The sequence below is a fragment of the Micromonospora sp. CA-259024 genome (assembly GCF_050936255.1).
GTDB lineage: Bacteria > Actinomycetota > Actinomycetes > Mycobacteriales > Micromonosporaceae > Micromonospora.
The window spans coordinates 579,385-605,875 of the sequence record NZ_JBNJND010000001.1 but is presented as its reverse complement, the minus strand read 5'-3'; the positions used below and the strand labels follow the sequence as shown (position 1 = coordinate 605,875).

General features: G+C 69.8%; 19 protein-coding genes, 1 tRNA gene and 2 pseudogenes. 13 read left to right on the top strand and 9 right to left on the bottom strand.

Annotated features, from left to right (window positions below; genetic code table 11):
• The first annotated feature begins 170 nt into the window (after window positions 1–170).
• Entirely contained in the window at window positions 171–722 is a 552-nt protein-coding gene (locus ACQEUX_RS02690) for a hypothetical protein (RefSeq protein ID WP_433040551.1), read from the top strand.
• 1,200 nt (window positions 723–1,922) lie between these two features.
• Here ACQEUX_RS02690 and ACQEUX_RS02685 read toward each other — a convergent pair.
• The 4 genes and pseudogenes from ACQEUX_RS02685 to ACQEUX_RS02670 form a co-directional block, all read right to left on the bottom strand.
• Complete coding sequence (locus ACQEUX_RS02685) at window positions 1,923–2,474, bottom strand: DUF6461 domain-containing protein (protein WP_433040548.1); 552 nt, start codon at window positions 2,472–2,474, stop codon at window positions 1,923–1,925.
• A 25-nt stretch (window positions 2,475–2,499) separates the two neighbouring features.
• Window positions 2,500–3,747, bottom strand: coding sequence for a NucA/NucB deoxyribonuclease domain-containing protein (locus ACQEUX_RS02680; protein WP_433040545.1), 1,248 nt, complete (start codon window positions 3,745–3,747; stop codon window positions 2,500–2,502).
• A 1,322-nt stretch (window positions 3,748–5,069) separates the two neighbouring features.
• Window positions 5,070–5,482 (bottom strand): annotated as a pseudogene (locus tag ACQEUX_RS02675) (transposase family protein); the annotation flags it as partial.
• Window positions 5,483–5,623: 141 nt separating this feature from the next.
• Complete coding sequence (locus tag ACQEUX_RS02670) at window positions 5,624–6,205, bottom strand: hypothetical protein (RefSeq protein ID WP_433040542.1); 582 nt, start codon at window positions 6,203–6,205, stop codon at window positions 5,624–5,626.
• A 168-nt stretch (window positions 6,206–6,373) separates the two neighbouring features.
• Here ACQEUX_RS02670 and ACQEUX_RS02665 point away from each other — a divergent pair.
• Together ACQEUX_RS02665 and ACQEUX_RS02660 are read left to right on the top strand one after the other, a co-directional pair.
• A pseudogene (locus ACQEUX_RS02665) lies at window positions 6,374–6,592 on the top strand (hypothetical protein); the annotation flags it as partial.
• The gene (locus ACQEUX_RS02660; RefSeq protein WP_433040539.1) at window positions 6,517–6,687 is read left to right on the top strand and encodes a hypothetical protein; all 171 of its coding nucleotides are present in this window, start codon (window positions 6,517–6,519) and stop codon (window positions 6,685–6,687) included. The pseudogene ACQEUX_RS02665 and the gene ACQEUX_RS02660, both read left to right, overlap by 76 nt.
• A gap of 36 nt (window positions 6,688–6,723) precedes the next feature.
• On the opposite strand, the gene ACQEUX_RS02655 is transcribed toward ACQEUX_RS02660, so the two are convergent.
• Window positions 6,724–7,662, bottom strand: a complete 939-nt coding sequence (locus ACQEUX_RS02655; protein WP_433040536.1) for an RNA polymerase sigma-70 factor — start codon at window positions 7,660–7,662, stop codon at window positions 6,724–6,726.
• Window positions 7,663–7,862: 200 nt separating this feature from the next.
• On the opposite strand from ACQEUX_RS02655, the gene ACQEUX_RS02650 reads away from it, so the two are divergent.
• The 4 genes from ACQEUX_RS02650 (at window position 7,863) to ACQEUX_RS02635 (ending at window position 10,604) form a co-directional block, all read left to right on the top strand.
• A complete protein-coding gene (locus ACQEUX_RS02650; RefSeq protein ID WP_433040532.1) occupies window positions 7,863–9,380 on the top strand; it encodes an MFS transporter in 1,518 nt (505 codons plus the stop codon).
• Between the two features lie 406 nt (window positions 9,381–9,786).
• Window positions 9,787–10,014 carry a hypothetical protein gene (locus tag ACQEUX_RS02645; protein ID WP_433040529.1) on the top strand — a complete coding sequence of 76 codons (228 nt, stop codon included), beginning with the start codon at window positions 9,787–9,789 and terminating at the stop codon, window positions 10,012–10,014.
• Window positions 10,015–10,086: 72 nt separating this feature from the next.
• Window positions 10,087–10,524, top strand: a complete 438-nt coding sequence (locus ACQEUX_RS02640; protein WP_433040526.1) for an ATP-binding cassette domain-containing protein — start codon at window positions 10,087–10,089, stop codon at window positions 10,522–10,524.
• Window positions 10,470–10,604 carry an ATP-binding cassette domain-containing protein gene (locus ACQEUX_RS02635; protein WP_433040523.1) on the top strand — a complete coding sequence of 45 codons (135 nt, stop codon included), beginning with the start codon at window positions 10,470–10,472 and terminating at the stop codon, window positions 10,602–10,604. Before ACQEUX_RS02640 ends, ACQEUX_RS02635 begins: the two co-directional genes overlap by 55 nt.
• 221 nt (window positions 10,605–10,825) lie before the next feature.
• Here ACQEUX_RS02635 and sigJ read toward each other — a convergent pair whose 3' ends face one another.
• The gene (gene sigJ / locus ACQEUX_RS02630) at window positions 10,826–11,743 is read right to left on the bottom strand and encodes an RNA polymerase sigma factor SigJ (protein WP_433040520.1); all 918 of its coding nucleotides are present in this window, start codon (window positions 11,741–11,743) and stop codon (window positions 10,826–10,828) included.
• Window positions 11,740–12,933: an NAD(P)/FAD-dependent oxidoreductase gene (locus tag ACQEUX_RS02625; protein WP_433040517.1), complete on the bottom strand. Its 1,194-nt coding sequence runs from the start codon at window positions 12,931–12,933 to the stop codon at window positions 11,740–11,742. The genes sigJ and ACQEUX_RS02625 overlap by 4 nt, the downstream gene beginning before the upstream one ends.
• Before the next feature lie 945 nt (window positions 12,934–13,878).
• Here ACQEUX_RS02625 and ACQEUX_RS02620 point away from each other — a divergent pair.
• The gene (locus tag ACQEUX_RS02620; RefSeq protein WP_433040514.1) at window positions 13,879–15,558 is read left to right on the top strand and encodes a recombinase family protein; all 1,680 of its coding nucleotides are present in this window, start codon (window positions 13,879–13,881) and stop codon (window positions 15,556–15,558) included.
• Here the strand turns inward: ACQEUX_RS02620 and ACQEUX_RS02615 are convergent.
• Window positions 15,540–15,623 (bottom strand) — tRNA-Leu (locus ACQEUX_RS02615). The genes ACQEUX_RS02620 and ACQEUX_RS02615 overlap by 19 nt on opposite strands.
• A 255-nt stretch (window positions 15,624–15,878) precedes the next feature.
• Here ACQEUX_RS02615 and ACQEUX_RS02610 point away from each other — a divergent pair.
• The 5 genes from ACQEUX_RS02610 to ACQEUX_RS02590 all read left to right on the top strand — a co-directional run bounded on the left by ACQEUX_RS02610 (window position 15,879) and on the right by ACQEUX_RS02590 (window position 25,841).
• Window positions 15,879–18,488: a hypothetical protein gene (locus ACQEUX_RS02610; protein ID WP_433040511.1), complete on the top strand. Its 2,610-nt coding sequence runs from the start codon at window positions 15,879–15,881 to the stop codon at window positions 18,486–18,488.
• Between the two features lie 161 nt (window positions 18,489–18,649).
• Entirely contained in the window at window positions 18,650–21,274 is a 2,625-nt protein-coding gene (locus ACQEUX_RS02605; RefSeq protein WP_433040508.1) for a fibronectin type III domain-containing protein, read from the top strand.
• Window positions 21,275–21,301: 27 nt separating this feature from the next.
• On the top strand, window positions 21,302–22,297 hold the full coding sequence (locus ACQEUX_RS02600; protein WP_433040505.1) for an AAA family ATPase: 996 nt from the start codon (window positions 21,302–21,304) through the stop codon (window positions 22,295–22,297).
• A 14-nt stretch (window positions 22,298–22,311) separates the two neighbouring features.
• Window positions 22,312–23,499 (top strand): DUF58 domain-containing protein, encoded by a 1,188-nt coding sequence (locus ACQEUX_RS02595; protein ID WP_433040502.1) that lies wholly within the window; start codon window positions 22,312–22,314, stop codon window positions 23,497–23,499.
• Complete coding sequence (locus ACQEUX_RS02590; RefSeq protein ID WP_433040499.1) at window positions 23,475–25,841, top strand: transglutaminaseTgpA domain-containing protein; 2,367 nt, start codon at window positions 23,475–23,477, stop codon at window positions 25,839–25,841. The genes ACQEUX_RS02595 and ACQEUX_RS02590 overlap by 25 nt, the downstream gene beginning before the upstream one ends.
• Window positions 25,842–25,914: 73 nt before the next feature.
• On the opposite strand, the gene ACQEUX_RS02585 is transcribed toward ACQEUX_RS02590, so the two are convergent.
• The gene (locus tag ACQEUX_RS02585) at window positions 25,915–26,448 is read right to left on the bottom strand and encodes a hypothetical protein (RefSeq protein ID WP_433040496.1); all 534 of its coding nucleotides are present in this window, start codon (window positions 26,446–26,448) and stop codon (window positions 25,915–25,917) included.
• Window positions 26,449–26,491: the final 43 nt, after the last annotated feature.

The following is a 26,491-nucleotide window of genomic DNA, read 5'->3' as shown; positions in this document are numbered from 1 at the left end:
CGCATGGGCGCCCCTGGGCGCAACGTAAGAGCGATGAACTTCTACGGCCCGGCACCGAGTTCCCACTCCGGTGGGGAGTACGTGTACTTAAGGAAAGCTAGGTAGGCCTGCCCATCCATCGGTTTCCAGCGATGTAGAGGATGGTTCGCATGCGAAGGACACTGATTGTGATGACGGCCGTGATCCTGGGGCTGGTGTCGGCGAGCGGGCCGGCGGCGGCGCAGCAGCGGCCACGGGGGATCCCTGACCGGGTGATGTTGCAGCCGGACGATCTCGGCGGGGCCGCGCCGGGGCCGGTGGAGGACGGGCTGGTGTGGTCGCTGCTACCCCAGCCGTGCGCGGACACGCCGGTGCCGCAGCCGGTCGTGAGCCGCACTGAGGCGGCCGATCTCGGTACCCGATTTCGGATCTACGAGAACGTCGCCTGGTACCGCGGCGATGGGGCACACACATACATCACCGAGCTGAAGGCGCAGCTCGCCCGGTGCGGGGTGGGCGGCGACGAGGAGGGCTTCGACCCGGTCGCCGAGGACCACCTCGGGCCGGACACGGTGCTGTTCCTCGGCACCTACGACGAGGGCGACCGCTACTTCGGCTATGTCGCCGCCGCAGTCGGCCACTACGTGGTGGTGGTCATGATGTCGGACTCGTACCTGGGGGCGGCCGACCTGACCACGTTGAACGGGCTGGCCAGCGCCGCGATGAGCCGAGCGGCGGCGTGACGCGTGGAGGCCGGCCATCTTGAGAGGGCCTGCCTCTGGCCACGGGCAGCGTAACCGGGCAATGAGCGTGCCCAGACTGGCGAAGCTGCCGTGGGGCATCGCCCCATAGGTCGGTGAGGCCAGTCGATGGGTAAACGCAGGACTGAGTCGCCGGTGTGGTTCAGTGCCACGCCGGCTCGGCATCCTGTCATCGGCTACGAGCGGAAGCCGCCGTACCGCCTCTGCGAGGACGCCAACGCTGACACCTTCGGGTCCGCCGAAGAGGTCTCCCAGCAAGGAGCCCTGGTCAGAAGGTTGCTGGCGGGATTTGAGTCTCAGCTCCCGGGAGCCCTACCGACAGCACCACGGACGGCCCAGCGCGGTACGTCGATGCGGCGAACTCTTTTCGATCGCCCTTGAGGGGCCCCACGACGACAGCCCGGCACCGGCCAGGCGGGGAGCAGCAAAGGTTGGCCTCTTCGATCTTCTCTGGGAGTTCACGCCGGACCGCTTCGTCCGCATCACCGCAGGTCAACGCCCGCCGTCCTGTCCAGGATCGGTGAGCACTTCGGGCGCGCTGACCACTTCGCCAGCCTGCACTCAATCTGCTCCCAGTCGCAAGGCCGGACCACCCAGCAGCTCCTTACCGCCGTGGCCTGCGCGTATTCCCGCGCCAGGGGACATAGAGGAATGTCGGCTGCTGCCCGAGACTGCGGAGCACTCCGCGATAAAACAGGCCGCCACAACCGCGCTGACCTGCGCTAACGTACAGCCACAGGCGGGGGTGGGTGCAGCTGAGAGCCGTTCGACGCCATCGGGTGCAGTTCAAGGCCGTTCAGGGCAGCCTGTTGCTCCCAACCTGCTCCCCCAACCCACAGTTCGCACCGGCCGGCCGAAGCCTCGATGGTCTGGGCCCGCGGGATCCGGATGATCACCAAGACCCGCGTAGGTCTTCGAGACGGCTCATGGGTCACGCTGGCGGGCAACCGTGACTAAGCGTGCCTGCCAACGACCTTCCCCACTCGGTCAAGCAACTCAGCAGTACTTGTCGAGGAAACCGCGCCCTAGCCACACCTGCCCCCAGCATCAGTTCCGCGTCGACAGCACCAGTCGCATTCATACTGATGCGGCGAGCGCGGTAGCCCTCAGGCGTAGATTGCCCAACCCTCCCAGATACGTGGCGTTGCCGACATATGACTCGCGGTGCGGACAGCCAGGCCTTCAGCGTTGGCCGGCCGGCTCTTTGAGCGTGCTCAGGGCGGTGGCAAGCAGACCATCCAGGGTGGCGCGGTCCAGGTTGGCCCCGACCTCATCGCCCACAACAGCAAGCGCCGCGACGATCCTGGAATTCGCCGGGGGGAGGGCCGCGATTCGTGGCCGTAGCGGTCCGTCCACATAGACGGCCCCACCGGGCTCGAACATCTCCGCCTTCCGCCCGTCGACGACGTCACGCACGATGACCATCCCGTCGCCGCTTTTAGTGACCTGCAGCATTCGCGTGCCCTGCGACAGACGCGTGATCGCCAGCGGCCTGTTTGCGATCGGAGCCCGATCCTCGAAGCAGAAAACCCAGTTGCCGAACGCGCCGAGGCGGAGCAACGCCCCGGGCCTGCTGATTGGATAGGCCTGATCCGCCTCGGCCAGCGTCATCAGCGTCAGGGAGTCAGCGCCGAGCGCCGCCGCGACTGCGGCCGGTTCTCGATTCTGCACGAAGGTGAGGCAGAAGCCCGCAAGCCGCTCCTGCCCCGCCCACGTCCACTGTTCTACGTCCACCTCGACAGGGTATAAGCCGTTTGTGCTAGTCGACGAGGGTCACCGAGTAGGGATCCAAGTCGAGAACTCGCTGCGCCTGCGTGAAGCGGCCCAGTTCGCCCCCGGCTCCCTCGTTCTCAGCCAGCGGCACGTGACCGCGGACGCACTTCTCAGTCCCGGTGACCGGCTTGTTCGGGTTGGCCTCGTAGATCTGCCATTGTCCGTCCTCGAGAAGCGGCACGATGTCCGCGCACAGCCCGCCGGGTGTACCGCCCTCGTAAGTCTTGGCGAACGGGTATTCGTCGCACGAGTCGTCGACCACGAGCTCATCGGGGAAGGGCACGAACGTGGAGTCGCAGGTGCTGCGCCGGTTGGCGTCGGCCAGCGAGTCGCTGGCCAGCCGCCGCAGTGGCGTATCGCTGCCCCATCCATCGGGCAGTGCAATCTGGGCCCAGTAGTAGGTGACTGCTGCCGCCCCATACAGGTTCAGCGACACCTCGAAGTCCGGGCGGGCACCCGGGTAGACGCAGCCAGCGAAGTTCCCGACAGCGTTGTCGCATCGGATGTCGGTGACCCCGTCCCAGGAGGCGTTGGGTTGAACGGGGGTGGCATTAGGCACCGTGATGAAGGCGTTGTACTTCGTGCGGGTGTTGTCCACAGCCCCCTTAGCGAGGGTCTCGCTGTAGTTGATCGTGCCGGAGGCGGACTGGCCCCGGCTGAGCACCTTGGCCCCAGTCCACGGTGACGATTTCGTCGCGACGCATCCGGACGTGCACGAGGCCGCAAGGCTGACCGCAACCTGAGTAACCTGCCCTGTCACGTTCGACAGCGTGACAGTTGTCTGCTCCTCGAAGGCCGACGAGGTCGCGCTGAGCGTGATGCTATGCACCATGCTCAGCGTGCCGGTCCCGATCGGCACGCCCTTGTCGTTGACGAGTGTGCCGGTGACCGCCGTCTTAAGGCACGAACCGAAACGCTGGTACCGCATCTCAACAGGCCCAGTGACCGCACAGGTAGCCCCGTCGAGAACCGATACCTGACCGCCACCGCGGAAGGCGGAAGGGTCAGTCCGTACGCAGAAATTAGTCTTTGCCGGCGCTGGCGTGCATTTCTCCCCCGAGGCGGCCGGCAGCGGCACGGTGGCCGGGACAGCAGGCCGGGCCGCTGCAACACCGACGGTGTCCAGTAGCCTTCCGTGGCTATCGCCGGTTGCGGCCGAGGCGGTCGGCGCCCAGATGCCTGTGATCGCCGCAATGGCGGCGCAGACCGCGAAGGCGTTGATGCGTCGTCTCACCTGTGGAGTCCTTTCGCTGCCGAGAGAGGCACGCAGGAACCCACGGATCGATGCCGGAGCCCCCGCTCAACAGCACCCTAACATCGATGATCATCGAGGATTTGTGGCAAATTTCATAGCTACAGGTATTGATGTCCCGCGCTGCCGGTCCTGTAGTGGTTGATCGTCGACGATCGTCCGGTGGTGAGTCGCGGCGAGTGTCGATCTCCGCGGAAGGCTCACCCAAGGCTCGCATCATCACGGCGTACGGGACCTGGTGTCGTGCGTCGGTGGGGTCCGTCGACGGCCGGTTCCTGCCGTGTTCGTCGCAGGCACGGTCGAAACGGGATCTAGGACCTCACTGCCGCAGGTGCTTAGCGCCGCACCTGCGACAGCCAGCTCCGCTTACCAACCCACCGTCGCAGCCGCCGCTACACCCCGACCTGGGAGTTGAGGGCACCAGTCGAAGACGTCTTGATCAGCTTCTTGCAAGTAGATCCACCTTCAGGCCGACCATCCGTGGCGGGGAAGCGGAAGTCTTCACGTCCGATGGTTTCGTTGCGTTCCGCGTCGCAGTACTCCTTCGCAAAACCTTCGGCCTTCTGTCACATGGACCATGGGAGAAGAGTTCGCCACTTGCGCCCAATTTGGGAATCGCATGTATAGAAAGTAAGGTATGCCCCGACGGCGATTGATCCGCCCTCGCCGGAAATGCACAGGCCACTTTTCTCGTGCACGATCTTATATTGGGTCGGGGTGGCCGTCTGGTAAAACTTCCAATGGACTCCGGGGTCATTATTGCAGACCCTAACGCCAACCAAGCCATTCCGGACGGGATTTGACGAGCCGAGGCATCCTGTGTAGCCGTAGTCAGCTTCGGTGTAGATGAGGACCCAGTCGCCAGGGCCATCGATGAGCTGAAACCTCCGGCTTGGCGCATCGGCGCCTTGACCGTCGGAGCAGTTCCCGAGTCTCACCGATCCATAGCCGTCCGCCTCCCAGCACCCGTTTCCGGTCAGAGCTGAAATGGGGCCGTAATCGCTATCCTCCGCCGCCGCTGGACGGGCCAGAATCACGGCCGACGTCAACATGACTGCGACGACCACACCTAGTCGCATTAACGCGTTCTTCTTCATGCATACCCCGTTTCGCTAGTCGGGTGCGCAGGCGGATCACTCCTGAACCCACTCATCCGGAGCGAACATCGCAGTGCGCCAATCAATCATCGATGCAGCTAACTGCGTGCGCAAGACCCATCGGCGCGTCGCCACGAGCTGTTGCAAGTGGCTCGGTGCGTTGTCCCACTCGGCCTGCACGGGGGCGAGCGGTCGGAACACCGGGAGCGAGGCCCAGATGAGGTGTCCTGCCGGGCAGGCGATGACCTGGACGTTTAACCGTGGCGACGGAGCTTGCCCGAGTAGCAGGAGGGCTTATGGTCGACGACGCGGTCGATCGGGATCAGGGTGCCGTCGAGGATCGCGTACGCCAGGTTGCGAATCCTGTTCATCGCGGTGTCCAGGTCGTCCGCGCTCGCGGCGAGCAGGTCGACGGCTCCGCGTACGTCACGCCGTGCGGTGCTGACGCCGATCTCGAAGCCGTGGGACAGGCGGGCGTAGGTGTCACCGTTGCACAGGTGGGCAAGGGCGAGCAGGGCCTGGCGGGCGGGATCGAGGGGCTGCCATCGGGATCGGTGCTGGTCACGGTGTCGGCGGATGAGCGCGGCGAGGTGGTTCAGGGTATGGCTGGACAGCGGAATCGCGGCAGGTAAGACAGCATGGCGAGGCTCCCGGTCGGGAGCATCGGATCTTGGTCGACTGCGGTCTTACCGGGAGCCCAGTCCCATGTAGACAAAGGGTTGCCGCCCCTACCGAGACCTGCACCGTCACGAAAAAATGGCTCAGCAATACGTCGGCTGCGGCTCTTCCGGGTCGGCATGCACCACGTCGAGGTTCCTGTCCGCGACGAGGCGGTCGACAACCCCACGGCCGGCACCGATGCCGGCCCAATGAGGGTCGACGTCGCTGGCGAAACACCACGCGTGATCCGTCGGCCAGACGAATGCCGGCGCTGAGCAAACCTCGGAGTCGAACAAGTCGCCCCACCCCATCAAGTCGCCCAGGGTGCCGGTGAACAGGACGTATCGCCGGTGCGGAAGGTCCAGCATGGGTCGGTCAGTCAGTGCACGATTCCGGAACGTCGCGCCGCCCTCCCACACGCAGACATAGCAGTCGCGCGTGGAGGAGCTGTAGTCGGCGAGGGCCTCCAACGCTGTTCGGGCCATGTCGATCTCGGAGGTTCGGCGAAATGGCAGCCGCACGTCCGACTCGCGCATATCCGGGAGGACCGGATCGGGCAGGTAGCGAAGACGTGCGTACGCGGGGAACGAGGCTGGCCCGAACGTGATCAACCGCGTCGGGCCGACATCGGTCGTATACAGCCACTCCGCTGCAGAGAGCTCGTCAGTGGGCTGCAGTGTCATCGTCGGAATAATAGACCGCTAGTTGTGGTGACCATGAGCGTTGTTGACGGCGTGTCGGCTCGATCCATGGAGAAACCTCCGGCGAGGTGTGAGGTGCTGACGCCCATACCTACCGGAGGTCTCTATGGCCCATCGTAACGCCCGACTGACCGTGTACGCCCGCCAATCTGGGCCTACCAACAGCCCTACACCAGCAATCAACACCGCGCCGACGCCCTACCCGCCTGGCTTCACACCTACAACTGCCATCGCTGGCACACCTCACTCGGCGGCCAACCACCGCACGGCAACGCGACGAAGAACTCGAACAATTGCGCGGCCGCCTACGAACCAGCCACCTCGAACGCCGCAAACTCCAGGACCAGCTCGACGCCGCCGCCACCGTGATTGCCGCCCTGCACACCGAGAACGCGGCGCTCCGCCAACAGGCTGTCAACTCCTCCGCCCGCATCGTCCCGCTCTTCAGTGACTGCCCCACGTAACAGTCGAGGAGGGATTGCCACGTTGTCGTTCCGGCCTCAACGGCTCACGGTGGTCTCCCGCTCTACACGCGACAGCTTTTCGGGATTGCGCACGTGGTAGGCGCCGGTGATGTAGCCGTTCTCGACCCGCACCGCGACCACGCCGTCGATCTGCCCATTGACTCGGACGAGCAGCCCCGGGCCGCCATTGATCTGTACCAGCTCGACCGATCTTTCGGCGTCGCGCTTCCACCAGCCGACGGCCAGCAAGCGAGCCACATTGCCGGCCCCCACGATGGGCCGAAGCAGGGCATGTTTGATTCCGCCGCCGTCGCTCAGGGCGACGACATCCGGCGCCAGGATGTCGAGCAGGCGCTGCAGGTCGCCGGTTTCAACCGCTCCTTGGAAGGCCTGGAGTGCGGCTCGGGTCTGGGCCGGGGAGACGACGCCGCGTGGCCGGCGGGCGGCGACGTGTGCCCGTGCCCGGTAGGCGATCTGGCGTATCGCCGCCGGGGTCTTGTCGACGGCTTCGGCGATCTCGTCGTAATCCAGGTCGAACACCTCGCGCAGCACGAACACCGCCCGCTCGATCGGCGCGAGCGTCTCCAGCACCAGCAGCATCGCCATCGACACGTTGTCGGCCAGTTCGACGTCATCGGCCACGTCGGGTGTGGTCAGCAGCGGCTCGGGCAGCCACGGCCCGACGTAGGACTCCTTACGCCGGTCGAGCGCACGTAGCCGGTCCAGCGCCTGCCGGGTGACGATCCGCACCAGGTAGGCGCGCTTCTCCCGGACGGCGGCGAGATCGACGCCCACCCATCGCAGCCAGGTCTCCTGCAGGACGTCCTCGGCGTCGGTGGCCGAGCCGAGCATCTCGTAGGCGACGGTGAACAGCAGGTTGCGATGGGCAACGAACACCTCGGTTGCCGAATCCACGCGGTCGGCACGGTTGAGCGGCTCGGCCGTGTCCGTCGTTGGTTCGCTGCGCTGGCTCATGCCTGGCTCCTGTCTGTTCAACCTTGGTCCTGCCATACGCACTAGACGCCGCTGCTCACCGCGTTGTAACACCCGCGAGCGGTGACCCACGTCATACTCCCTGGCTGTTACCGGGCCCGGGTCGCCGGCGTCTTGTGCTCGTCAGGACGCCGCGCGAACGATCCGTGCGGCATGCAACACAACGAGTAGAGGACGAAGTCATGGCAACCACGAAGGCGCAGGCGCCGGCGGCCGATTCGCGCCGCTGGGCCGCGCTGTTCTTCATAGGGTTGGCTCAGCTCATGATCGTTCTGGATGGGACGGTCGTGAACATCGCGCTGCCGTCGCTCCAGCGGGATCTGGGGATCTCCGACGGCGACCGACAGTGGATCATCACCGCGTACACGCTGGCGTTCGGCAGTCTGCTCCTGCTCGGCGGCCGGATCGCCGACTACACCGGCCGCAAGCGGGCCTTCCTGGTCGGACTGCTCGGCTTCGCCGGCGCGTCGGCGCTCGGCGGCGCGGCGGACAACTTCGAGATGCTGCTGAGCGCCCGTGCCCTGCAGGGCGGGTTCGCCGCGCTGCTCGGGCCGTCCGCGCTGTCACTGCTGACCGTGACGTTCACCCAGCCGAAGGAGCGCGCCAAGGCGTTCGGGATCTGGGGCGCCATCACCGCCGTGGGCGGCGCGATCGGGCTGCTTGCCGGCGGGGCGCTGACCGACTACCTGGACTGGCGCTGGTGCCTGTACGTCAGCGTCCCTCTCGCCCTGATCGCGGCGATCGGCGGGTACGCGCTGCTGCCCGAGTCGCGGAGCGGGGGTAAGGCCCGGTTCGACATCCCCGGCGTGCTGCTGGTGACCGGCGGGCTGGTCGCGATCGTGTACGCCACCGGTCAGGCGGAGTCCGACGGCTGGGGCTCGGCGAAGGTCATCGGCCTGCTGGCCGCCGGCGTGGTGCTGCTCGCCGCGTTCGCCATCGTCGAGAGCCGCGTGTCGCAGCCACTGCTGCCGCCGCGCCTGATCGCCAACCGAACTCGCGGCGGCGCCTATCTGAGCGTGGGACTGGCCATGGTCGGAATGTTCGGGGCATTCCTCTTCATGACCTATTACTTGCAGGTCGTCAAGGGATACTCGCCGATCAGGACGGGCGTGGCGTTCCTCCCGATGACCGTGGCGGTCCTGGTGTCGGCCGGCGGGGTAGCCACCCGGCTGCTGCCCAAGGTCCCGCCGCGGGTGCTGATCGTGCCGGGCATGCTGCTCATCGCCTCCGGCATGCTGTGGCTGCGCACCATGGAGATCGACACGGCCTACGTCGAGGGCGTGCTGGCCTCGGGACTCCTGCTCGGCTTCGGGGCGGGCATGATCATGCCGGTGGCCTTCAACTACGCCACCCACGGCGTCGACCAGCGTGACGCGGGCGTCGCCTCGGCCAGCGTCAACACCGCGCAGCAGATCAGCAGCGCGATCGGCACCGCGTTGCTCAACACCATCGCCACCAGCGCGACCGCGGCCTACCTGGTCTCGCATGCCTCGCAGGGCAGGAGCCCGGCCCTCGCCAAGAAGGCGATGCTGGAAGGTTTCGTGACAGCCGGCACCTGGGCCGCGGGGATCCTCCTGGCCGGCGCGCTGATCGTCGCCGTCCTGATGAACACCCCACGCCCCGAACATCAGGCCGTCACCGAGGACGCCGAGAACGCGGGGGGCGCCGAGGACGCCGAGCCACTGCTCGCACACACCTGACGTCGGCGGAAGCACCCGTGACCCACCGGGCGTGATCAGGGAATCTCCGATTCCCTGATCACGCCGCTTGCAACCTTTCTCTGGGATTCTCCGGTGATCCAGTCCCAGCCGGTGACCGTGGTGCGCATCAGGCGAGCGGCGGTGGACAGGCGAGTGTCGGCCCCAATAGAGGGTGACAGTGCGACGGCAGTCGGGGCTGTCGACGGACGCCGGCACGAACACGCCGGGGCGCGAGGTCGCATGAGACAGCCGGATTCTCGAGAAGGACGGGTGGAGGTGTATAGCGTTCCGGGAGTCGGACGGGGGTGTACCTGCAGTCGCGGGCCGGCCGAAACCTCACCACCTACTTTCCCGACATCACCCGAGCTTTCCCGACATCACCCGAGCCATCCGCACGCTTCCGCCCGTGGTGGTGCTGGACGGTGAGCTGATCGTTTGGAAGCGCGGTCGGACGAACTTCGCGCTGCTGCGGCGGCGGGTCACCGCCGGCCGCGCACTGCTGCGCCTGGCCCACGACTGCCCGGCCCACTACGTGCTGTTCGACCTGCTGGCCGACGTCGGAGGCGAGGTTGTCCTGGGCCTGCCGCCCGGCTGGAGCAGTTGCTCGTCGATGCCCCGACGCAGCTCGCCCTGACCCCGCAGACGACCGACACACAGCAGGTCTCCGACTGGTTGGTGAATTGCCGGGAACTTTGGCCGGCAGGTCATGTCGTGCTGCGACTCCTGGAGGCTCCGATGGGCGTTTTTGCCCTGCGCACCGAGAAATCTGTCCAAGCGGTACGGACGGTTGCTCGCCCTCGATGACCTCACCCTCGACGTCGCGGCGGGCGAGGTGTTCGGGTTTCTCGGCCCCAACGGCGCCGGAAAGTCAACCACGATCCGGCTGCTGCTCGGCCTTGCCCGACCCACCTCCGGGCGGGCGTGGATCTTCCGACGACGCCGCCGCCCACCGCAGGCTCGCCTACGTGCCGGCGGATGCCGCGCTATGGCCACGGATGACCGGCGCCGAGGTGCTGGACCTGCTCGCCCTCATCGGTCCCGGTACGGACACCGCGTACCGCGACGAGCTCATCCAACGATTCGCGCTGGATGTCCAAACCGGCCGGCACCTACTCGACGGGCAACCGGCAGAGGGTTGCTCTGATCGCGGCGTTCGCCACCCGGGCGTCTCTGCTGGTGCTGGACGAGCCAACCAGCGACTCGCGAAGCGTGGCCAGCCCTTGATCCAGGCTAGGTCGCGTGCGCCGTACCGGCGCTACCGGACGCCGAGGGCCGAGTCGGCTCCAGCGTCAGCCGCTCACACTCGTGATGACGCAGGGTGCCGACACTCAGCCCACAGGCATCCACCGCCGAGCCGATCGTGAAGCTTCCGGTGACGGCAGCAGGCCAAGTTTAGGGAGGTGATAGCCATGCACCATCCCATCACGAATCCTGGAACGCCGCGGTCATCGCGCCGATGTTGCACCGCGGGTGATGGTGCGCGGGACCGCGAGGGCAGCGAGTTTGTCGGGGTTGCGGATACCGTAGAAGTTGGTGATCTTGCCGTCGACGATCTCGATCAGGGACACGGCTTCGAGACGGTCACCCCGGTAGATCGCGATCGCGGGTGCGTGGTTGTAGGTGACGATCTCGATCCGCACATCGGAGATCTTCTGGGCCGTGCGGAAGACACCGTGAAGGATCTCGGCCACCTTGTGCGCGCCTGCCGCCCGCAGTGCCGCGGCGGAGGCCTTGCCGCCGCTATCGGTGGTCCAGGTGGCGTCGGGGGTGAGCATCGCCAACAGGCCGTCCATGTCACCGGTGGTCGCCGCCGTCATGAACCGGTCGGTGAGCTCGGCGGTCCTGGCGGTGTCGATGGGCCCGAACCGGCTGCGCCGGGCTTGGACGTGCTTGCGGGCGCGGTAGGCCATCTGGCGCACCGCGGCCACGGATTTACTCACCGCCGCGGCGATGTCGTCGTGGTCAAAACCGAATACCTCGTGCAGGACGAACACCGCACGCTCGTCGGGGGTGAGCGTTTCCAGCAGCACCAACATCCCCATCGACACCGACTCGGCGAGCACGACATCGGCCAAGGCGTCGTTCTCGGTCAGCAGCAGCGGCTCGGGTAGCCACGGGCCGATGTAGTCCTCGCGGCGGCGGGCACCCGCCCGCCGCGCGTTGAGCGCCTGGCGGGTCACCAGTTGTGCCAGATACGACTTGGTGTCACGAACCGTCTCCAGGTCCACCCGGGCCCACCGCAGGTAGCTGTCCTGCAGCACATCATCGGACTCGGTGGCGGAGCCGAGGATTTCGTAGGCGATGGTGAACAGCAGCGGCCGCAGATGGGTGAACCGCTCCGTATGTTCGTCGGTGATGGTCACGGGTTGGTCACCATGTCGGGTTCGCGCACCGGCTGCTCGGGTCGGCCGCCGGATCCTTTGATGGTGGGGAACGAGCCGGGCTTGCGGGCTTCCTTCCGGATTCCGGTCACCGTGCCCTTGCAGACCTCCTCCTTGACCAACGCGCCGATCCGGCCGCCGAGGTGGAAGTTGCGGGCGGTGTCGTCGCGGCGGCTGAATTGCACCGTGGCAGCCCTGCGACCGAGGCTGATGCCGGTTCCGACGAACCCCACGTTCAGCATGGAGGGCCGGATACCGGCGATTCGGGCCAGCACGGTGTCGGCGGCCTGGGCGCCGAGCGGGCCTGCGGCCTGGCAGCTCATCCGCAGCGGCTGGCCCGAAGGCGCGGCGGCGTCCCCGGCGGCGATCACGCGATCATCCTGAATACTGATCAGCGACTCGTCGGTCAGCAGCCGACCGAGCGTGTCGGTACGCAGGCCACTGCGGGCCGCCAGGTCTGGCACACCGAACCCGGCGGTCCAGACGGCGACTGGGCTGGACAGCACGTTGCCGTCATCGAGCACCACCCGGTCCGGCCACACTTCGGCCACCCGCGCGGTCTCGAGCACCTCGACCCCGTTCTTGATCAGCCACTTCGTGACCGATCGTCGGGCCGGTTCCAGGAGCGACGGAGCCAGTCGTCCACCACCGATCAGCGTGACGGCACGCCCCTGCTCAGCCAACTCGGCGGCGGTTTCAATCCCGGTGGGCCCACCGCCGACGACTGTGATCCGAGCATCCTCAGGCAACATGTCGATGGCAGCGCGCAGCCGCTGAGCGTGCTCCCATTCCCCGATCGGATACGCGAACTCGGCTGCGCCGGGCACCGACGCGGGCGTCGCCGCGGTGCTGCCGACCGCGTAGACAACGTAGTCGTAGTCGAGCGCGACGCCGGATTCCAGCTCCACCGTCCTGGCGGAAGTGTCGATGCAGGTCGCGGCGTCGACGACCAGCCGCACCCGCTCACCGAGCATCGTGCCGAAATCGACGGCCCCCGCGCTGGTACCGGCCACGAACTGGTGCAGTCGAATACGCTCGACGAATTGCGGGCGCGGGTTGACGAGGGTGACCTCGATGTCGGTATGTGCCTGTAAACGGTTGGCCGCCACTGTGCCGGCGTAACCGCCGCCGATCACGACGACCTTGTAGCTGCTGGTGTTGTTTTCAGTCATGCCCTCGAGACACCGCAGACCCCTCATACCGTAACGAGACATGACACGCGTCACAGTTTCTCGTTTCGTGGGCTACGCCGGGTCAGCCGGTGGCATGGCCGCGTTGAGGTAGCCGGTCTGATCTCTGCGGTGCAGCGTATGGCGGAAGAGGCCCTCGCTCGCGCGGGATCTCTGGATCGCTACCAGCGGAACTGGGGCGGAATTCCATTCCCGTCGGAGAAGCTGGCCGCGCTCCGGCAGGCGTGAATTTGCCGAGGCCTCGCGTCGGCGAACGATCAGGAGCTCCGAGTGCGCCGAAAGCGGTTGAGCAGGTATCAGGGAACATAGAGGACTGTCGACTGCTGCCGGACACTGCGGAGCACTCCGCAGTGAACAGAGTGGTCTCCAGGAGGCGTCCGAGTCCACGCAGTACCCACAACCAAGCCGCGCCGCCCAGCAGCGCCAGCCGGTCTCAAGGCCCCTGAGGGACATGACCGACGCATAGATGTAACGCCTGCCCCTGCTCAACAAGCGGCCGATGCCTGACGGCGTCGGCCGCTTCTTCATGCCCGCCGGAGCAACCGGCACACGAATCAACTTCGGAGGACCTCTCCATGACAACCCACCCATCCAACACAGCGCGCGCCTCTAACACGATGCCCTGCCACCGACGGATGTCGCCGCCTGGTCAGCCACCGGACGGAGGCGTATGACTCTGCCGTCCGATCACGAAAATCAGCAACGCAAGCAGTCCAACCCTGGGGCGGAAACACGACTTGACCGACCCAGTGAAGGCGGCGGTTCATGGACGGTCGACGACGCGAACGGGCGAGCGACGACCGCGTTCATCAGGGTGGAAGCTCCCCAGAGGCCACCCGAGCTGCACCCTGGTGTCGCTGCCGCCCTGCTGAAGCTGCTCAGACGGGTCAACGACTGCCGCACAGACAACTCGATCGAGGAGAACGGATGACCACCCCTCAACCGAAAACCTTCGCCTTTTACGGCCGCGTCTCGACCGAGGACAACCAGGACCCCGATTCGTCCCGGAGCTGGCAACTGACTCGGGCGAGCACACTCATCCAGCCACACAACGGCCGAATTGTCGCGGAATACTTCGACATCGGCCAGAGCCGTTCCCTCCCGTGGCAGCGCCGAACCCAAGCCAGTCTCCTTCTCGCGGCTCTGCGTAACCCCGGGCGAGGGTTCTCCACCGTCGTCGTCGGCGAACCGCACCGCGCCTTCTACGGCAACCAGTTCGGCCTCACAGCGCCGCTGTTCGTCCACTACGGCGTCGAACTCTGGGTCCCCGAGATCGGCGGCCCCATCGACCCCGACAACGAGGCACACGAACTCGTCATGTCCGTCTTCGGGGGCATGAGCAAGGGTGAGCGCAACCGGATCAAACTGCGCGTTCGCACCGCCATGGCCGCCCAGACCCTCCTTGAGGGCCGCTACCTGGGTGGGCGCCCACCGTACGGCTACACACTCCGCGATCTTGGACCCCACCCCAACCCCGCCAAGGCCGCCGATGGCAAACACCTCAAGGGCCTCACTCCGGACGAACAGACCGCTCCAATCGTCCGACAGATCTTCGCCGAGTTCCTCGCCGGTATCGGCCTCTTCGCCATCGCCGAGGGACTTACCGCCAACCATGTGCCCTGCCCATCGGCACACGACCGGGCCCGCAACCGGCACCGCAGCGGCATCGCCTGGTCCAAGCGCCGTCCGCGTCATCCTCACCACCCCCGCTACACAGGGCGGCAGGTGTGGAACAAGCAACGCACCGACGAAGTACTGCTCGACGTCGACGACGTGGCAATGGGTCACACCGGCGTCATGCGCTGGAACGTCCGCGACAAATGGGTGGTTTCCAAGGACATCACCCATGAGCCACTCATCGACGACGCGACCTTCGAGCAGGCCCAAGCGATACTGCAACGACGCGGACGGGGAACCGGCGGACAACACGTCCGGCAGCGCACCCGCAACCCGTACGTCTTCCGGGGCATGATCTACTGCGCCGCCTGCGACCGACGCATGCAGGGCCAGTACAACCACGGCGACGCCTACTACCGCTGCCGCTTCCCGCAGGAATACGCCCTCGCCAACCAAGTTGAGCATCCCAGCAACGTGTACCTGCGCGAGGATGCGCTCACCGACCCGATCGACACCTGGCTGGCCTCCGCCTTCGCACCCCACCACATCGAATTAACGATCACCGCGATGTCCGAAGCCCAGCCCTTAGATCATTCGCCCGCAGCGGGCACAGCAGCTCAGACGATCATCACCGAGTGCGACGCCAAGTTGGAGCGCTACCGCGCCGCCCTCGACGCTGGAGCCGACCCGGCGGTGGTCACCGGCTGGATCGCGCAGACCCAGGCCGAACGCGCCCGCGCGGAAGCAGACCTCCGCGCAAACGCGGGCACCCCCGCGCGCAGGATGAGCCGAGCAGAAATCACAGCCCTGGTGGACGCGCTCGGCGACATCACCGCTGTGCTCCGCGACGCCGATCCCGCCGACAAGGCCGAGGTCTACCGACAACTCGGTCTCCGGCTGAACTACCAGCCTGAAACGCAAACGGTGCGCGCTGCAATCGATCTCAGCGCGCACCGTGGGGTAATGGTTCGTGTCCGAGGGGGGACTTGAACCCCCACGCCCTATACGGGCACTAGCACCTCAAGCTAGCGCGTCTGCCATTCCGCCACCCGGACCTACACGTTCAGCCTACCTCGCCGACCCAGATGATCTTTCCATCCGATGTCGGCACAGCGGGCCGCACGGGGAGTTACTGTACACGCCACCCGTGGATCATGCACATCGCCTTCCGGTGCCCCTCTCCCCGTGCTTCCGCCGCTGCTCAAACCGCGCTTCCGCCGCTGCTGAAACCGCCTCGCACAGGTCCACCGACACCCCACCAGGGCGTGTCCGGGTAGCGTCCGGCGGCCCTCTGACGGCAGCATGGCCACGTGTCCCATCCCTCCCCCCTGGCGGCCGCCCAACACCGGGCCCTTGCCCTACGCGCCGCGGGCGACCTCAGCGCCGCCCGGCAGCTGCTCGCGGAGGCCGTCGGGTCCGCTCCCCCGCCGTACGGCGCCGACCACCCCGAGATGCTGCACACCGCGCATCTGCTGGCACGGCTGCACCGGGAGGCGGACGATCCGCTCGCCGCCCGCCGGGTGCTGGAGGAGGCGTTCGCGGCGGGCGAACGGCGCTGGGAGCACTCCGACCCGGTGATGCTCGCGCTCGCCTTCGAGCTCGCCGAGGTAGCGGAGGAACTGGGCAACCGGCACGAGGCCCGCCGCAACTACACCCGGGTTGCGACGGCCGGGCCCGCCGCGCTCGGGGAGCACCACCCGACGGTACGCGCAGCCCGCGACTACCTGGGCCCACCTGCGTCGACACCGAGCGAGCAACACGGCTCACCGCCGGCGCCCGACTCGGCGCCGGTCGCCACGGTGACCGAGTCCGCCGCGCGGTCGGCGCTGTCCGGCCCGACGCTGTCCCTGGCGACCCTGGCCGCGATGCGGCCCTCCGCTGGTGGCGCATCGGCCGCCACCTCGCCCTGGGCTCCGCCGCAGCCGCCGGCCGCACCCCGGCCGACCCCGCAGGGGGTACGCGCACCCGGCGTGGCCACTCCGCTCGGCAAGGCAGCCGCAGCGCCGGCTCCGGTCCCTCCGGTGGCACCTGTCCAGCCGGCACCTTCCTCGATCGCGCCGGCGCAGCTCGGCCCGTCGGCGAGTGCACCCGCGGCTGCGACGCCACCGCGTCCACGCCTCGACCAGCGACCGCCCAGCCCCGCCATGCCGCCGCGCCAGCGCGTCGACCAGCGACCGCCCGGCCCCGCGGCGCCGCCGCGTCAACGCACCGACGCGCAACCGCCCGGTCCTCTCCGGCCAGCGGTCGGCCCGATGCCCCGCCAGGGGGCCGAAAAGCAGCCGACACCGCCGTCCGGCCCAGCCGTAGCGCCGCGTCAACGGCTCGGCGACGGGGCGATCCGCCCGACGGCCGATGTGCCACCCCGGGCGTCGGCCCCGGCGTCGGCCGCCCCACCGTCAGCACCGGCGGTGCCGGCAGCACCGGCCGCACCACCGTCAGCACCGGCGGTGCCGGCACCCCGCTGGGACGACCCCACGATCCAGGTACGGCAGATCGAACCGCTGCTCGCCGAGGAGGCTGCCCGAGCCGCAGCCGGGCCGACCGGGGCGAACAGATCGGTCACCATGGCCGGCGCGGAGGCGACATCGCCAGGCAGGCAATCGCCGACCAGTGACCATCCAGGGCCGACGTACCCGGTGAGCGGACCACCAGCCCACCCGGTCAGCGCACCGCCCGGTCCCCCGCAGCCGGTCTCCGCGGCGCCTGGCCAGGCGTACCCCGTCTCCGGACCACCGGCCCACCCGTACCCCGTCTCCGCACTGCCGGGTTATGGGCAACCCGTGTCCGCACCACCCGGGCACACCTACCCGGTGTCCGCTCCACCTGGTTTCGGGCAACCCGTCTCCGGGCCGCCCTACGGGCCACCCGTCTCCGGGCTTCCGGTGAGCGCGCCACCCGTACCGCCCTGGGGGTTGACCGCGCCGCCGTGGAGCAGCAGCGCCCCACCGCAACCCCTGCCGACTCCCGGTACCGACTCCGCCGCCCGGCCCCCGACGGACGCGGACAGCGACAGCGCGGACGGCACCGGCACGGACGGTGACCTCCGGCTGGGCGCTGTCGACGCGTCGCTGGCGCCCGGGCAGCAGGCGCGGGTCGCGCCGTCCGACCAGACCGAGGTGTTCCCGTCCGTCCAGCCGAGCAGCGACTCGTCCAGGGGTGACGCCGGTTCGGCCGACCCCGTCGCCGTCCAGCACGGCCTGGCCGCCGCGCAGTCGGGCCACGTCGCGCCGGTCGAGCCGACTGCGGCGGCCTGGTCACCGGACGCTGGCGCCGATCCGACGGTGCCGCCGCCCATCGCTCCACGGCCGGTCCAGCAGGACCAGTACCACCAGGACCAGTACCCGGCCCCGGACCAGTACCCGGGCCAGGCGGTGTACCCGGGCCAGCAGTACCACCCGATGCAGGATGCGTACCGGCCGGCGTACGCCGATGAGGGCAGGTCGACGGGCCGCAACCGTGCGACGGTGATCGGCGCGGTGGTGGCGGCCGGGGTGGCCGTCGTGGCGGTCGCCGGCCTGGGTGCGGTGGTGCTGACCCGCGACAACCCGCCGCCGCCGGCCGGGACCGCGCCGACGACGGCGGCGGCAGCACCGACGGCGGCCGGGCCACCGCCAGGCGACCTGAAGCTGCGGGACGACTTGACCACGATCACGCTGACCTGGACGGACCCGTCCGGCGGTGCCGTGCCGTTCATGGTCGCCGCCGGCCGGGCCGGGCAGGCGTTGGGGGTGCTGGCCACCGTGGACCCGGGTAGGACCAGCTACACGGTCAACGGGTTGAACTCGCGGGTGGATCACTGCTTCACCGTGTTGGCGGTCTACTCCACCGACAGCTTCGCGACCTCGGGACAGGTCTGCACCGCGCGGGAGCGCACCACGGCGTCGCCCGGAGAGCCCTCCGGCCGACCGTCGCCGCGTTGAGCTGGGCTGAGCTGGGCGTCCACAACGCACACGCTCGGTATCCACAGGGGTGACGGTGCGGGTTCCCCCGTCACCAACAGCGCCATATGATGGCACCCGGCTCAGGGGAGGGGTCGCCGCGAGGCGCGCCACCTGCCACGACTCAGGGGAGGCAGCCGGCTGTGGCCAGCATCGACGACGCCGTACGGACCGACGCCCCCCGCTCCCGGTCCCGGCTTCGCGGCGGGCTGGTGACGGTCGGCACGGTGACCGCGCTGCTGGCCGCCATGGGGCTGACCGTCCTCGGGCTGGGCGCGGCCGACAACGCGGTCGCCAACTACGACGCGAGTTCCTGGCTGTGGAGCGCGGCGCGCAGCGAGCTGGCCCGGGTCAACGGGGTCACCGCCCGGGTGGACACCCGCACCGAGATCCCCGGCGCCAGCCGGCACCCGATGCAGGTCACCCAGACCGACCGGCTGCTGATCCTGCGCGATCTCCAGACGGGGCAGGTCAGCTCACTGGACCTGGCCACCCTGCAGCTCACCGCGACCACCCGGACCACCCCCGGCCTGGGCGTCAGTGTCGCCCTGCACGAGGACGCGGCGTTCGTCGTCGACGCCGTGCAGGGCATCGTGCGGCAGCTCGACCCGCGGTCGCTGACCCCGGTCGGCGAGCCGGTGCGCTACCCCCCGGGCATCACCGGCGGCACCTTCGACGGTGAGGGCCGGCTCTGGATCGCGGTGCCCAGCGAGGGCACCGTCTCGGCGATCACCGCCGCCAAGCTGCCGTCCGTGCCGGCCTCGGCCGCGCCCGCGGGTGCCGGGCTCAGCCCCGAGCGGGTCGAGTCGTACGACGTCGCCGACGCCAGCCACGAACTGGTGGTCTCCACCCTGGACGACGGTGTGGCGGTGCTCGACCGGACGGCCGGGAAGCTGGTGCGGGTGCAACGCGGCGAGGTCCACCCGACGCCGCTGACGCTGTCCGGTCCGGCGGCGCTGCCCGCGCGCACCAGCGGGCCACGGATCCCGGTCACCGTGCCCGCCGATCGGCGGGTGCTGGTCGTGGGTGACGGTGGTGAGGAGAGGGCATTCACCGTGCCGGGCGAGGGCGACCGACTCAGCCCGGCGGTGGCCTGGGCGGACCGGTTCTACTGCGCCGACGAGGCCACGGGCACCATCTACTCCTTCGACGCGGACGGTCAGCTCGTCGAGACCATCGGCGGGCGGGCGAACGGGCCGCTGGAGCTGGAGGTACGGGAGAATCACCTGTTCATCAACTCGCCCGACTCGGCGACCGCCCGGGTGGTGGACGACAAGCACCAGGCGCGCGAGGTCAACAAGTACGCCAACGACGTGCTCGGTGGCGACCCGCCACCGGCTCCCCCGCCGCCGCCCCCGCCGAAGAAGCCCCGGGTGGGCAAGCCGAGCGCGCCGCGCAGTGTCACCGCCGCCGCCGGCAACGCCCAGGCGCGGGTGAGCTGGCGGCCGGCCGCCGCGAACGGCGCCGAGATCATCAAGTACGTGGTGGAGGGTGCCGGCCAACGCCTGGAGGTGGGCGCCAACCAGCGTGCGGTGGAGGTCAAGGGTCTGACCAACGGCGAGACCTACCGGTTCGCGGTGCACGCCGTCAACGCCAAGGGCGACGGCCCGTCGCGCAACAGCAACCCGGTGACCCCGACCGCCGCGGTGCCCGACCCGCCAGCGAGCGTCACCGCCCAGGAACGGCCGGACGGCACGGTGCTGGTGAAGTGGCCGGCGGCGAACGGGCAGGGCAACACCATCGCCAGGTACGCGGTGACGGCCAGTTCCGCGGGGACGAACGCGCCGGCCGGCGAGTCGACGAAGACGGAGCTGGTGGTGCCGGCCGGTGAGCTGGAGTACGGCACCCAGTACGCGTTCACCGTGGTGGCGGTCAACGACAAGGGCGCCGGCTCGGCGGCCTCGCCGGTCAGCAACACGGTGGTGCCCTTCGCGGCGCCCGGTCGGCCACTCGACCTGCACGCCGGCACGGTCGCCGCCCAGCCCGGCGCGATCACCGTGCAGTGGGCACCGGCGGAGGCCAACGGTCGGCCGGTGACGAAGTACCTGGTAGACGTCGGTGGACGCGTCAGCGAGGTGACCGACACCCGCACCACCGTCACCGGGCTGGGCAACGGCCAGAACGTCACGGTGAAGGTGAAGGCGGTCAACGAGGCCGGGCCCGGCCCGGAGGCGACCGCCACCGCTCGCACGGTCGCCGAGCCGAGGGTGACGGTGACCGGCTCGTCGTCGACCGCCACCTCGGCGACGGTGACGTTCACCGTGGACGCCGGCGGCGGTCAGGCCACCTGCTCGGTGAGTACGCCGGGTGAGCCGGCGAAGGCCGGTGCGTGCTCCAGCATCACGGTGCCGGGCCTGACGCCGGGCACGGCGTACACGTTCACGGTCACGGCCACCAACGCGGCCGGGAAGGGCACCGCGACGAGGGCCGAGACCACACAGCCGCTGTACGGCATCGCGACCTGCAACAACGGGCCGGACGGCGACCAGCGGACGTACTGCAACAAGGAAGTCGACGGCCGCAACGGCAACGAGGTCTTCAAGGTCACCCGGCAGGACAACGACCAGCAGGCCGGCTGGGCGAAGCCCGGCACCCGGCTGAAGGCGTACTGCAAGAAGACCGGCGAGAACGTCGACTCCTGGATCTACAACAACCAGAAGCAGAGCACCTGGTGGGTGCAGGTCGAGTTCGGCGGGAAGAACTACATCCCGTGGGCCTGGCTCAACCTGGAGGGCGGCGACAACATCAACGTCCTGCCCACCTGCTGAACCACCAGGCAAGGAGCACCACCGACCGTGAACACCCACGAGCCGCTCACCCAGCCGGAGGTCCAGGGCTTCGCCGCCCTGGCCGCCCGGCTGGCCGAGAACGTCAACGCGGTGGTGCTCGGCAAGCCGCAGGTGGTTCGGCTGGCGCTGACCGCGCTCTTCGCCCAGGGTCACGTGCTCCTGGAGGACGTGCCCGGGGTCGGCAAGACGACCCTGGCGCGCGCCATCGCCGCGACGGTGAAGGGTCAGTGGCGGCGCATCCAGTTCACGCCCGACCTGCTCCCCTCGGACGTGTCCGGAGTGACGATCTTCAACCAGGCGACCCGGGACTTCGAGTTCCACCCGGGGCCGGTCTTCGCCAACATCGTCATCGCCGACGAGATCAACCGGGCGTCGCCGAAGACCCAGTCGGCGCTGCTGGAGGTGATGGAGGAACGTACGGTCACCGTGGACGGGGTCCGGCACCCGGTGCCGTCGCCGTTCCTGGTGGTGGCCACCCAGAACCCGGTGGAGATGGACGGCACCTACCGGCTGCCCGAGGCGCAGTTGGACCGGTTCCTGGTGAAGCTCTCCGTCGGCTACCCGGACGAGGCGGTCGAGGTGGAGGTGCTGCGCGGCGCCACGGTGCGCTCCCCGGAGGCGCTCGCCCCGGTCACCGACACCGCCACCATCGGGGAGATGGTCCGGATGGCTCGCCGGGTGCACATCGCCGAGCCGCTCTACGCGTACGCGGTCCGGCTGGCTGCCGCCACCCGCACGCACCCGCAGGTGCGGGTCGGGGTCAGTCCCCGAGGGGTGATCGCGTTGACCCGTGCGGCGTGCGCGTACGCGCTGATCGACGGGCGAGGCTGGATCATGCCGGAGGACCTGAAGGCGCTCGCCGAAGCGGTGTTCGCGCACCGGCTGCTCCTCACCCCGGACGCGCAGGTGCGCGGGATGACCGCCCCGGAGGTGCTGCGTCAGGCGATCGCGTCGGTGCCGGTGCCCCTACCGTCGGGGCAGCCCGCTCCGGTGCAGGGCTGACCGGCAGCAGCCGTATGGGGATCACCGCCCGTGGGGTCGGGTTGCTCGTCGCCGCCGTCATTCTGCTGGGGGCGGGTTTCCGGTTCGCGTACCCCGAGTTGACGCTGCTCGGCGCGGCGGCCGGCGCGGCCGTCGGCTACGCCGCACTGGTCGCGGCCTGGCGGCCCCGGCTGACGGTGACCCGCCGTGCCGACCCGGACCGGGTGGCGCGCGGTGAGCCGGCGAGCATGACGTTGACCGTGCGCAACACCGGCCGGCTGCGATCGGCGAACCTGCTGGCCGAGGACCGGTGCGGGGAGCGGAGCGTGCCGGTGCCGGTGCTGCGGCTGCGGCCCGGCCGGGACACCGAGGTCCGCTACGACGTGCCGACCCACCGCCGTGGGGTGGTGCCGGTCGGACCGCTGCGGGTGACCCGGCGCGACCCGCTGGGGTTGGTGGCGCTGGCCCGCCCGTACGGCGCGGCGGTGCCGGTCTGGGTGCACCCCCGCATCCACCCGCTGACGGCGGTGCCCACCGGAGCGGGGCGCAGCCTCGACGGCCGGGTCGACGGAGTCCCCCACGGGTCGATCACGTTCGACTCACTGCGGGAGTACGTGGTCGGCGACGAGCTGCGCCGGGTGCACTGGCGGACCAGCGCCCGGGTGGGTGAGCTGATGGTGCGGGAGAACGTGGACACCAGCCTGCCGCGCCTGGTCGTCCTGCTGGACAACCGTGCCGCCGCCCACCCGCAGCGGGTCGCCGGGGTGGCCGAGTCGTTCGAGTCGGCCTGTGAGGCGGCGGCGTCGATCGTCACCGCCGCGCACCGCGCCGACCTGCCGGTGCTGTTGCTGCTGGTCGCCGCGGAGCCGGACGCGCCGGCTGAGCCGGGGACACCCGGCGCAGAGGCGGCCGTCGGCTCCGCGCTCGGGCCGCTGGACCGGCTCGCCGCCGCCGACCTGTCCGGCGATGGTGACGCGGTGCGCGCGGCCACCACCCGGCTACGGCAGGACCGGCTCGGTGACACGCTGATCTTCCTGACCGGGCCGGGTGGCCGCGACGAGCTGGGGCACGTCGGGGCGCTGCGTGGCGCGTACCCGTCGGTGGTGGTCGGGGTGTTCGGCGCGGCCGAGCCGACGCCGCCGGGCGCCGCCGGCCTGGTGGTCGTCGACGCGGCGGACGGCGCGCAGTTCGCCGCGGAGTGGGACGGGGTACGCCGGTGGTGACGCGCGCCGTGCGGGTGCTGCGGGCGGCCGTCGTCCCGCTGGCGCTGATCGGGCTGACCGCGCTCGCCGGGGTGGTCCTCGGCCGGGTGTACGCGGGTGAGCTGCTGACCTGGCTGGTCATCGGTGCCGCGGCCGGTTCGGTGCTGGTCAGTGTGGCCGCCCGGCGGCTGCCGTCCTGGCTGGTGGCACCGGTGTCGGTCGCCGCGATGGCCGGCTGGACACTGTGGTCGCTGCGGCTGGCCGCCACCCGCGCGGACCTGCCGGGCGGTCTGCTGGAGGTCACCGCCGACGCCGCTCGCAACGGCATCCCTCGCCTGCTCACCGCGATGATTCCGGTGGAGCCCACACCGGACACGGTGCTGGTGCCCGTTGTCGCCGCCTGGCTGGCCGGGCTGGCGGGTGCGGAGGTGGCGCTGCGCACCGGCCGGGTGCTGCTGGGCTACCTGCCGGCGGCGGGGCTCTACGCCGCCGCCCTCTACGTGGTCGGCCCGAACGCCGAGCCGGCGCTCGGGGCGACGCTGGTGTTCGTCGCGGTCGCGGCGGTCGGCCTCGCGGCCCCGGCCCGTACCGCGCCGTCCACCGGCGATCCGACCGCCGGGCTGACCCCCCGGGTACGCGCGGCGGTGCGGCTCCGGCTGGCCACCAGTGCGGCGTTCGGGGTGGCCCTGGTGGTCGGGTTGGTGGCGCTGCTCGCCCCGGTCGTCGCCGACCAGGTGGACGGCCGACCGGTGGACCCACGCCGGTACGTGGAGCCGCCGCAGGTGCAGACGCTCGACGAGAACCCGCTGATTCGGATCTCCGGGTGGGCGCTGCGCCCGGAGCAGAAGCTTCTCGACGTGAGCACGGAGCACGCGGAGGCCCGGGCACCTGGTGACATCGCGCCGAGCAACGGGCCGTCCACCGACGACGGACCGGCGACGGACGACGACGGTGGCAGTGTGCGGATCCGGTTGGCGGTGCTCAGCGACTACGACGGGGTGACCTGGCGGGTCGGCGCGACGTACCGCAACGCCGGTCGCATCCTGCCGGCCGCCACGCCACCCCGGGACAGCACGGTGGAGACGGTCCGCCAGCAGATCATCGTGGCGGAGCTGAGCGGTCGGCTCCTGCCCGCCGTGGCCACACCCCGGGAGGTCAGTGGCGCGCGCGTGGCGTACGACCCGGCGAGCGGCACGCTGATCCGGCCGGAGGGGTTGACGCCGGGGCTGCGGTACACGGTGACCTCCGCCGAGGAGCACCCGGACTCGAACCTGTTGGCCACGGCGAACGTGCCCGCCGGTGACGAGGTGGCCCGGGTGCTGCGGGTCGCCGACGGGGTGCCCGACCCGATGCGCCGGCTGGCCACGCAGCTCGCCGAGGAGAACGGCGCGCCGTTCGCGCGGGCGTCGGCGATCGAGCAGTTCCTGGCCGAGCACTACCGGGTGGTGGCGGACGCGCCGAGCGGGCACGCGTACCCGAATCTGGCTTTCTTCCTGTTCGGGCCCCGCAACGGCGGCGGCCAGGAGGGCACCTCGGAGCAGTTCGCGGCGGCGTTCGCGGTGCTCGGCCGGCTCTCCGGGCTGCCCACCCGGGTGGTGGTGGGTTTCCGGGCCAGCGGGCAGGGGCCGGTGCTGGCCGGCGACGCGTACGCCTGGCCGGAGGTGCTCTTCGACGGGCTCGGTTGGGTGGCGTTCGACCCGCTGCCCCGCCCGAACGATGAGCCGAGACCGGTGGAGGAGGATTTCCGCCCGACGCCGGAGGACCCGCCGCCGTCGGAGGCGCCACAGCCCACCGCCGAGCCGACCGCGTCGCCCGAGCCGGTCGCCGCCCCCGGCGGACCGCCCGACACCGACGGCGTCCCGACCGGGGTGCTGATCGCTGGCGGCAGCGGAGGCCTGCTGCTGCTGGTGGGGGCGCTGCTGCTCACCCTGCTGGCGATGCGCCGCTCCCTCACCCGCACCCGACTGGTCCGGGGTGACCCCGGACAACGCATCGCCGGCGCCTGGCGGGAGGTCACCGACGCGCTACGGCTGGCCGGCCGACCGGTCGGTGACGACCTGGCGGCCACCGAGGTGGCCGGGCACGCCCGGCAGGCCCTGGCCGAGGCCCGCGATGCCTCGGGCAGCGGCGTCGCTGTTGTGGAGGGGGCCACGGCACCGGACGCGACCGTCGACGAGTTGGCGGAGCTGCTCAATCGGGTGGGCTTCGCCCCGGGTGCGGCGACGCCGGACCAGGCGGCTCGGGCGGCCGAGCTGGCGACCGACTACGTGGCGACGCTGCGGGCGGCCCGTCCCCGGTGGCGCCGCCTGCTCTGGTCCATCCACCCGTCCCCGCTGCGCCGCGCCCGCCGGTCCCCCCGGTGATCAAGAGCTTTGCGTCACGTCCGGGTCCATTCCTGACGCAAACCTCTTGATCACGGGGGCAGGTCTGGGGGCATCACCGGGGGCAGGTCCGGGGGGAGCGGGCCTGGGTGGCGCGGCGGCCGTAGTTGGCGGCCACGGCCATGACGAGGGGTCCCCATACGACCAACGGGGCGTAGTAGCGCAGCACCTCCCAGCCCGGAGCCGGGTGTGCCGGTTCGTCGCGGCCTATCCCCACCCAACCGCGCTCCACGAAATGGAACCTGCTGTTCAAGAAGCCATACAGGCAGATGGCGACGAGCAACGAGCCGCCGGCCAGCGCGGTGAGCACGACTGGACGCGCCGGGATTGACCGGCCCCCGAGCAGCGGCACCCAGCGCGGCACCTGTTGTCCCCAGCGATGCACCAGCCCGAGTGTCGACAGGGCCAGGCCCATCGACAGGACCGACAGGAGGGCAAGGTACCACGCGGTGGCGGCATCTTCGGTGAACACGAGGGACAGTCGCCAGTCCGCCGACGGCAGGACGCAGAGCGGGACGGCGTAGGCGGCCCAGACGGCCCAGGGTGACGGAGCGGCGGCCCAGGCGCGGTCAGAGTCGGTGAGGCTCATGAGTGCTCCGATCTGCGAGGGGAGGACGGCGCATGCCGGCGCC

What these genes read in the sequence shown, in the direction of transcription:
- ACQEUX_RS02690 (WP_433040551.1), top strand. Translation starts at nt 171, where the DNA reads ATGACGGCCGTGATCCTGGGGCTGGTGTCGGCGAGCGGGCCGGCGGCG.
- ACQEUX_RS02670 (WP_433040542.1), bottom strand. Translation starts at nt 6,205, where the DNA reads ATGACACTGCAGCCCACTGACGAGCTCTCTGCAGCGGAGTGGCTGTAT.
- ACQEUX_RS02620 (WP_433040514.1), top strand. Translation starts at nt 13,879, where the DNA reads ATGACCACCCCTCAACCGAAAACCTTCGCCTTTTACGGCCGCGTCTCG.
- ACQEUX_RS02585 (WP_433040496.1), bottom strand. Translation starts at nt 26,448, where the DNA reads ATGAGCCTCACCGACTCTGACCGCGCCTGGGCCGCCGCTCCGTCACCC.
- ACQEUX_RS02625 (WP_433040517.1), bottom strand. Translation starts at nt 12,933, where the DNA reads ATGACTGAAAACAACACCAGCAGCTACAAGGTCGTCGTGATCGGCGGC.
- ACQEUX_RS02650 (WP_433040532.1), top strand. Translation starts at nt 7,863, where the DNA reads ATGGCAACCACGAAGGCGCAGGCGCCGGCGGCCGATTCGCGCCGCTGG.
- ACQEUX_RS02640 (WP_433040526.1), top strand. Translation starts at nt 10,087, where the DNA reads ATGTCGTGCTGCGACTCCTGGAGGCTCCGATGGGCGTTTTTGCCCTGC.
- ACQEUX_RS02655 (WP_433040536.1), bottom strand. Translation starts at nt 7,662, where the DNA reads ATGAGCCAGCGCAGCGAACCAACGACGGACACGGCCGAGCCGCTCAAC.
- ACQEUX_RS02595 (WP_433040502.1), top strand. Translation starts at nt 22,312, where the DNA reads ATGGGGATCACCGCCCGTGGGGTCGGGTTGCTCGTCGCCGCCGTCATT.
- ACQEUX_RS02635 (WP_433040523.1), top strand. Translation starts at nt 10,470, where the DNA reads ATGTCCAAACCGGCCGGCACCTACTCGACGGGCAACCGGCAGAGGGTT.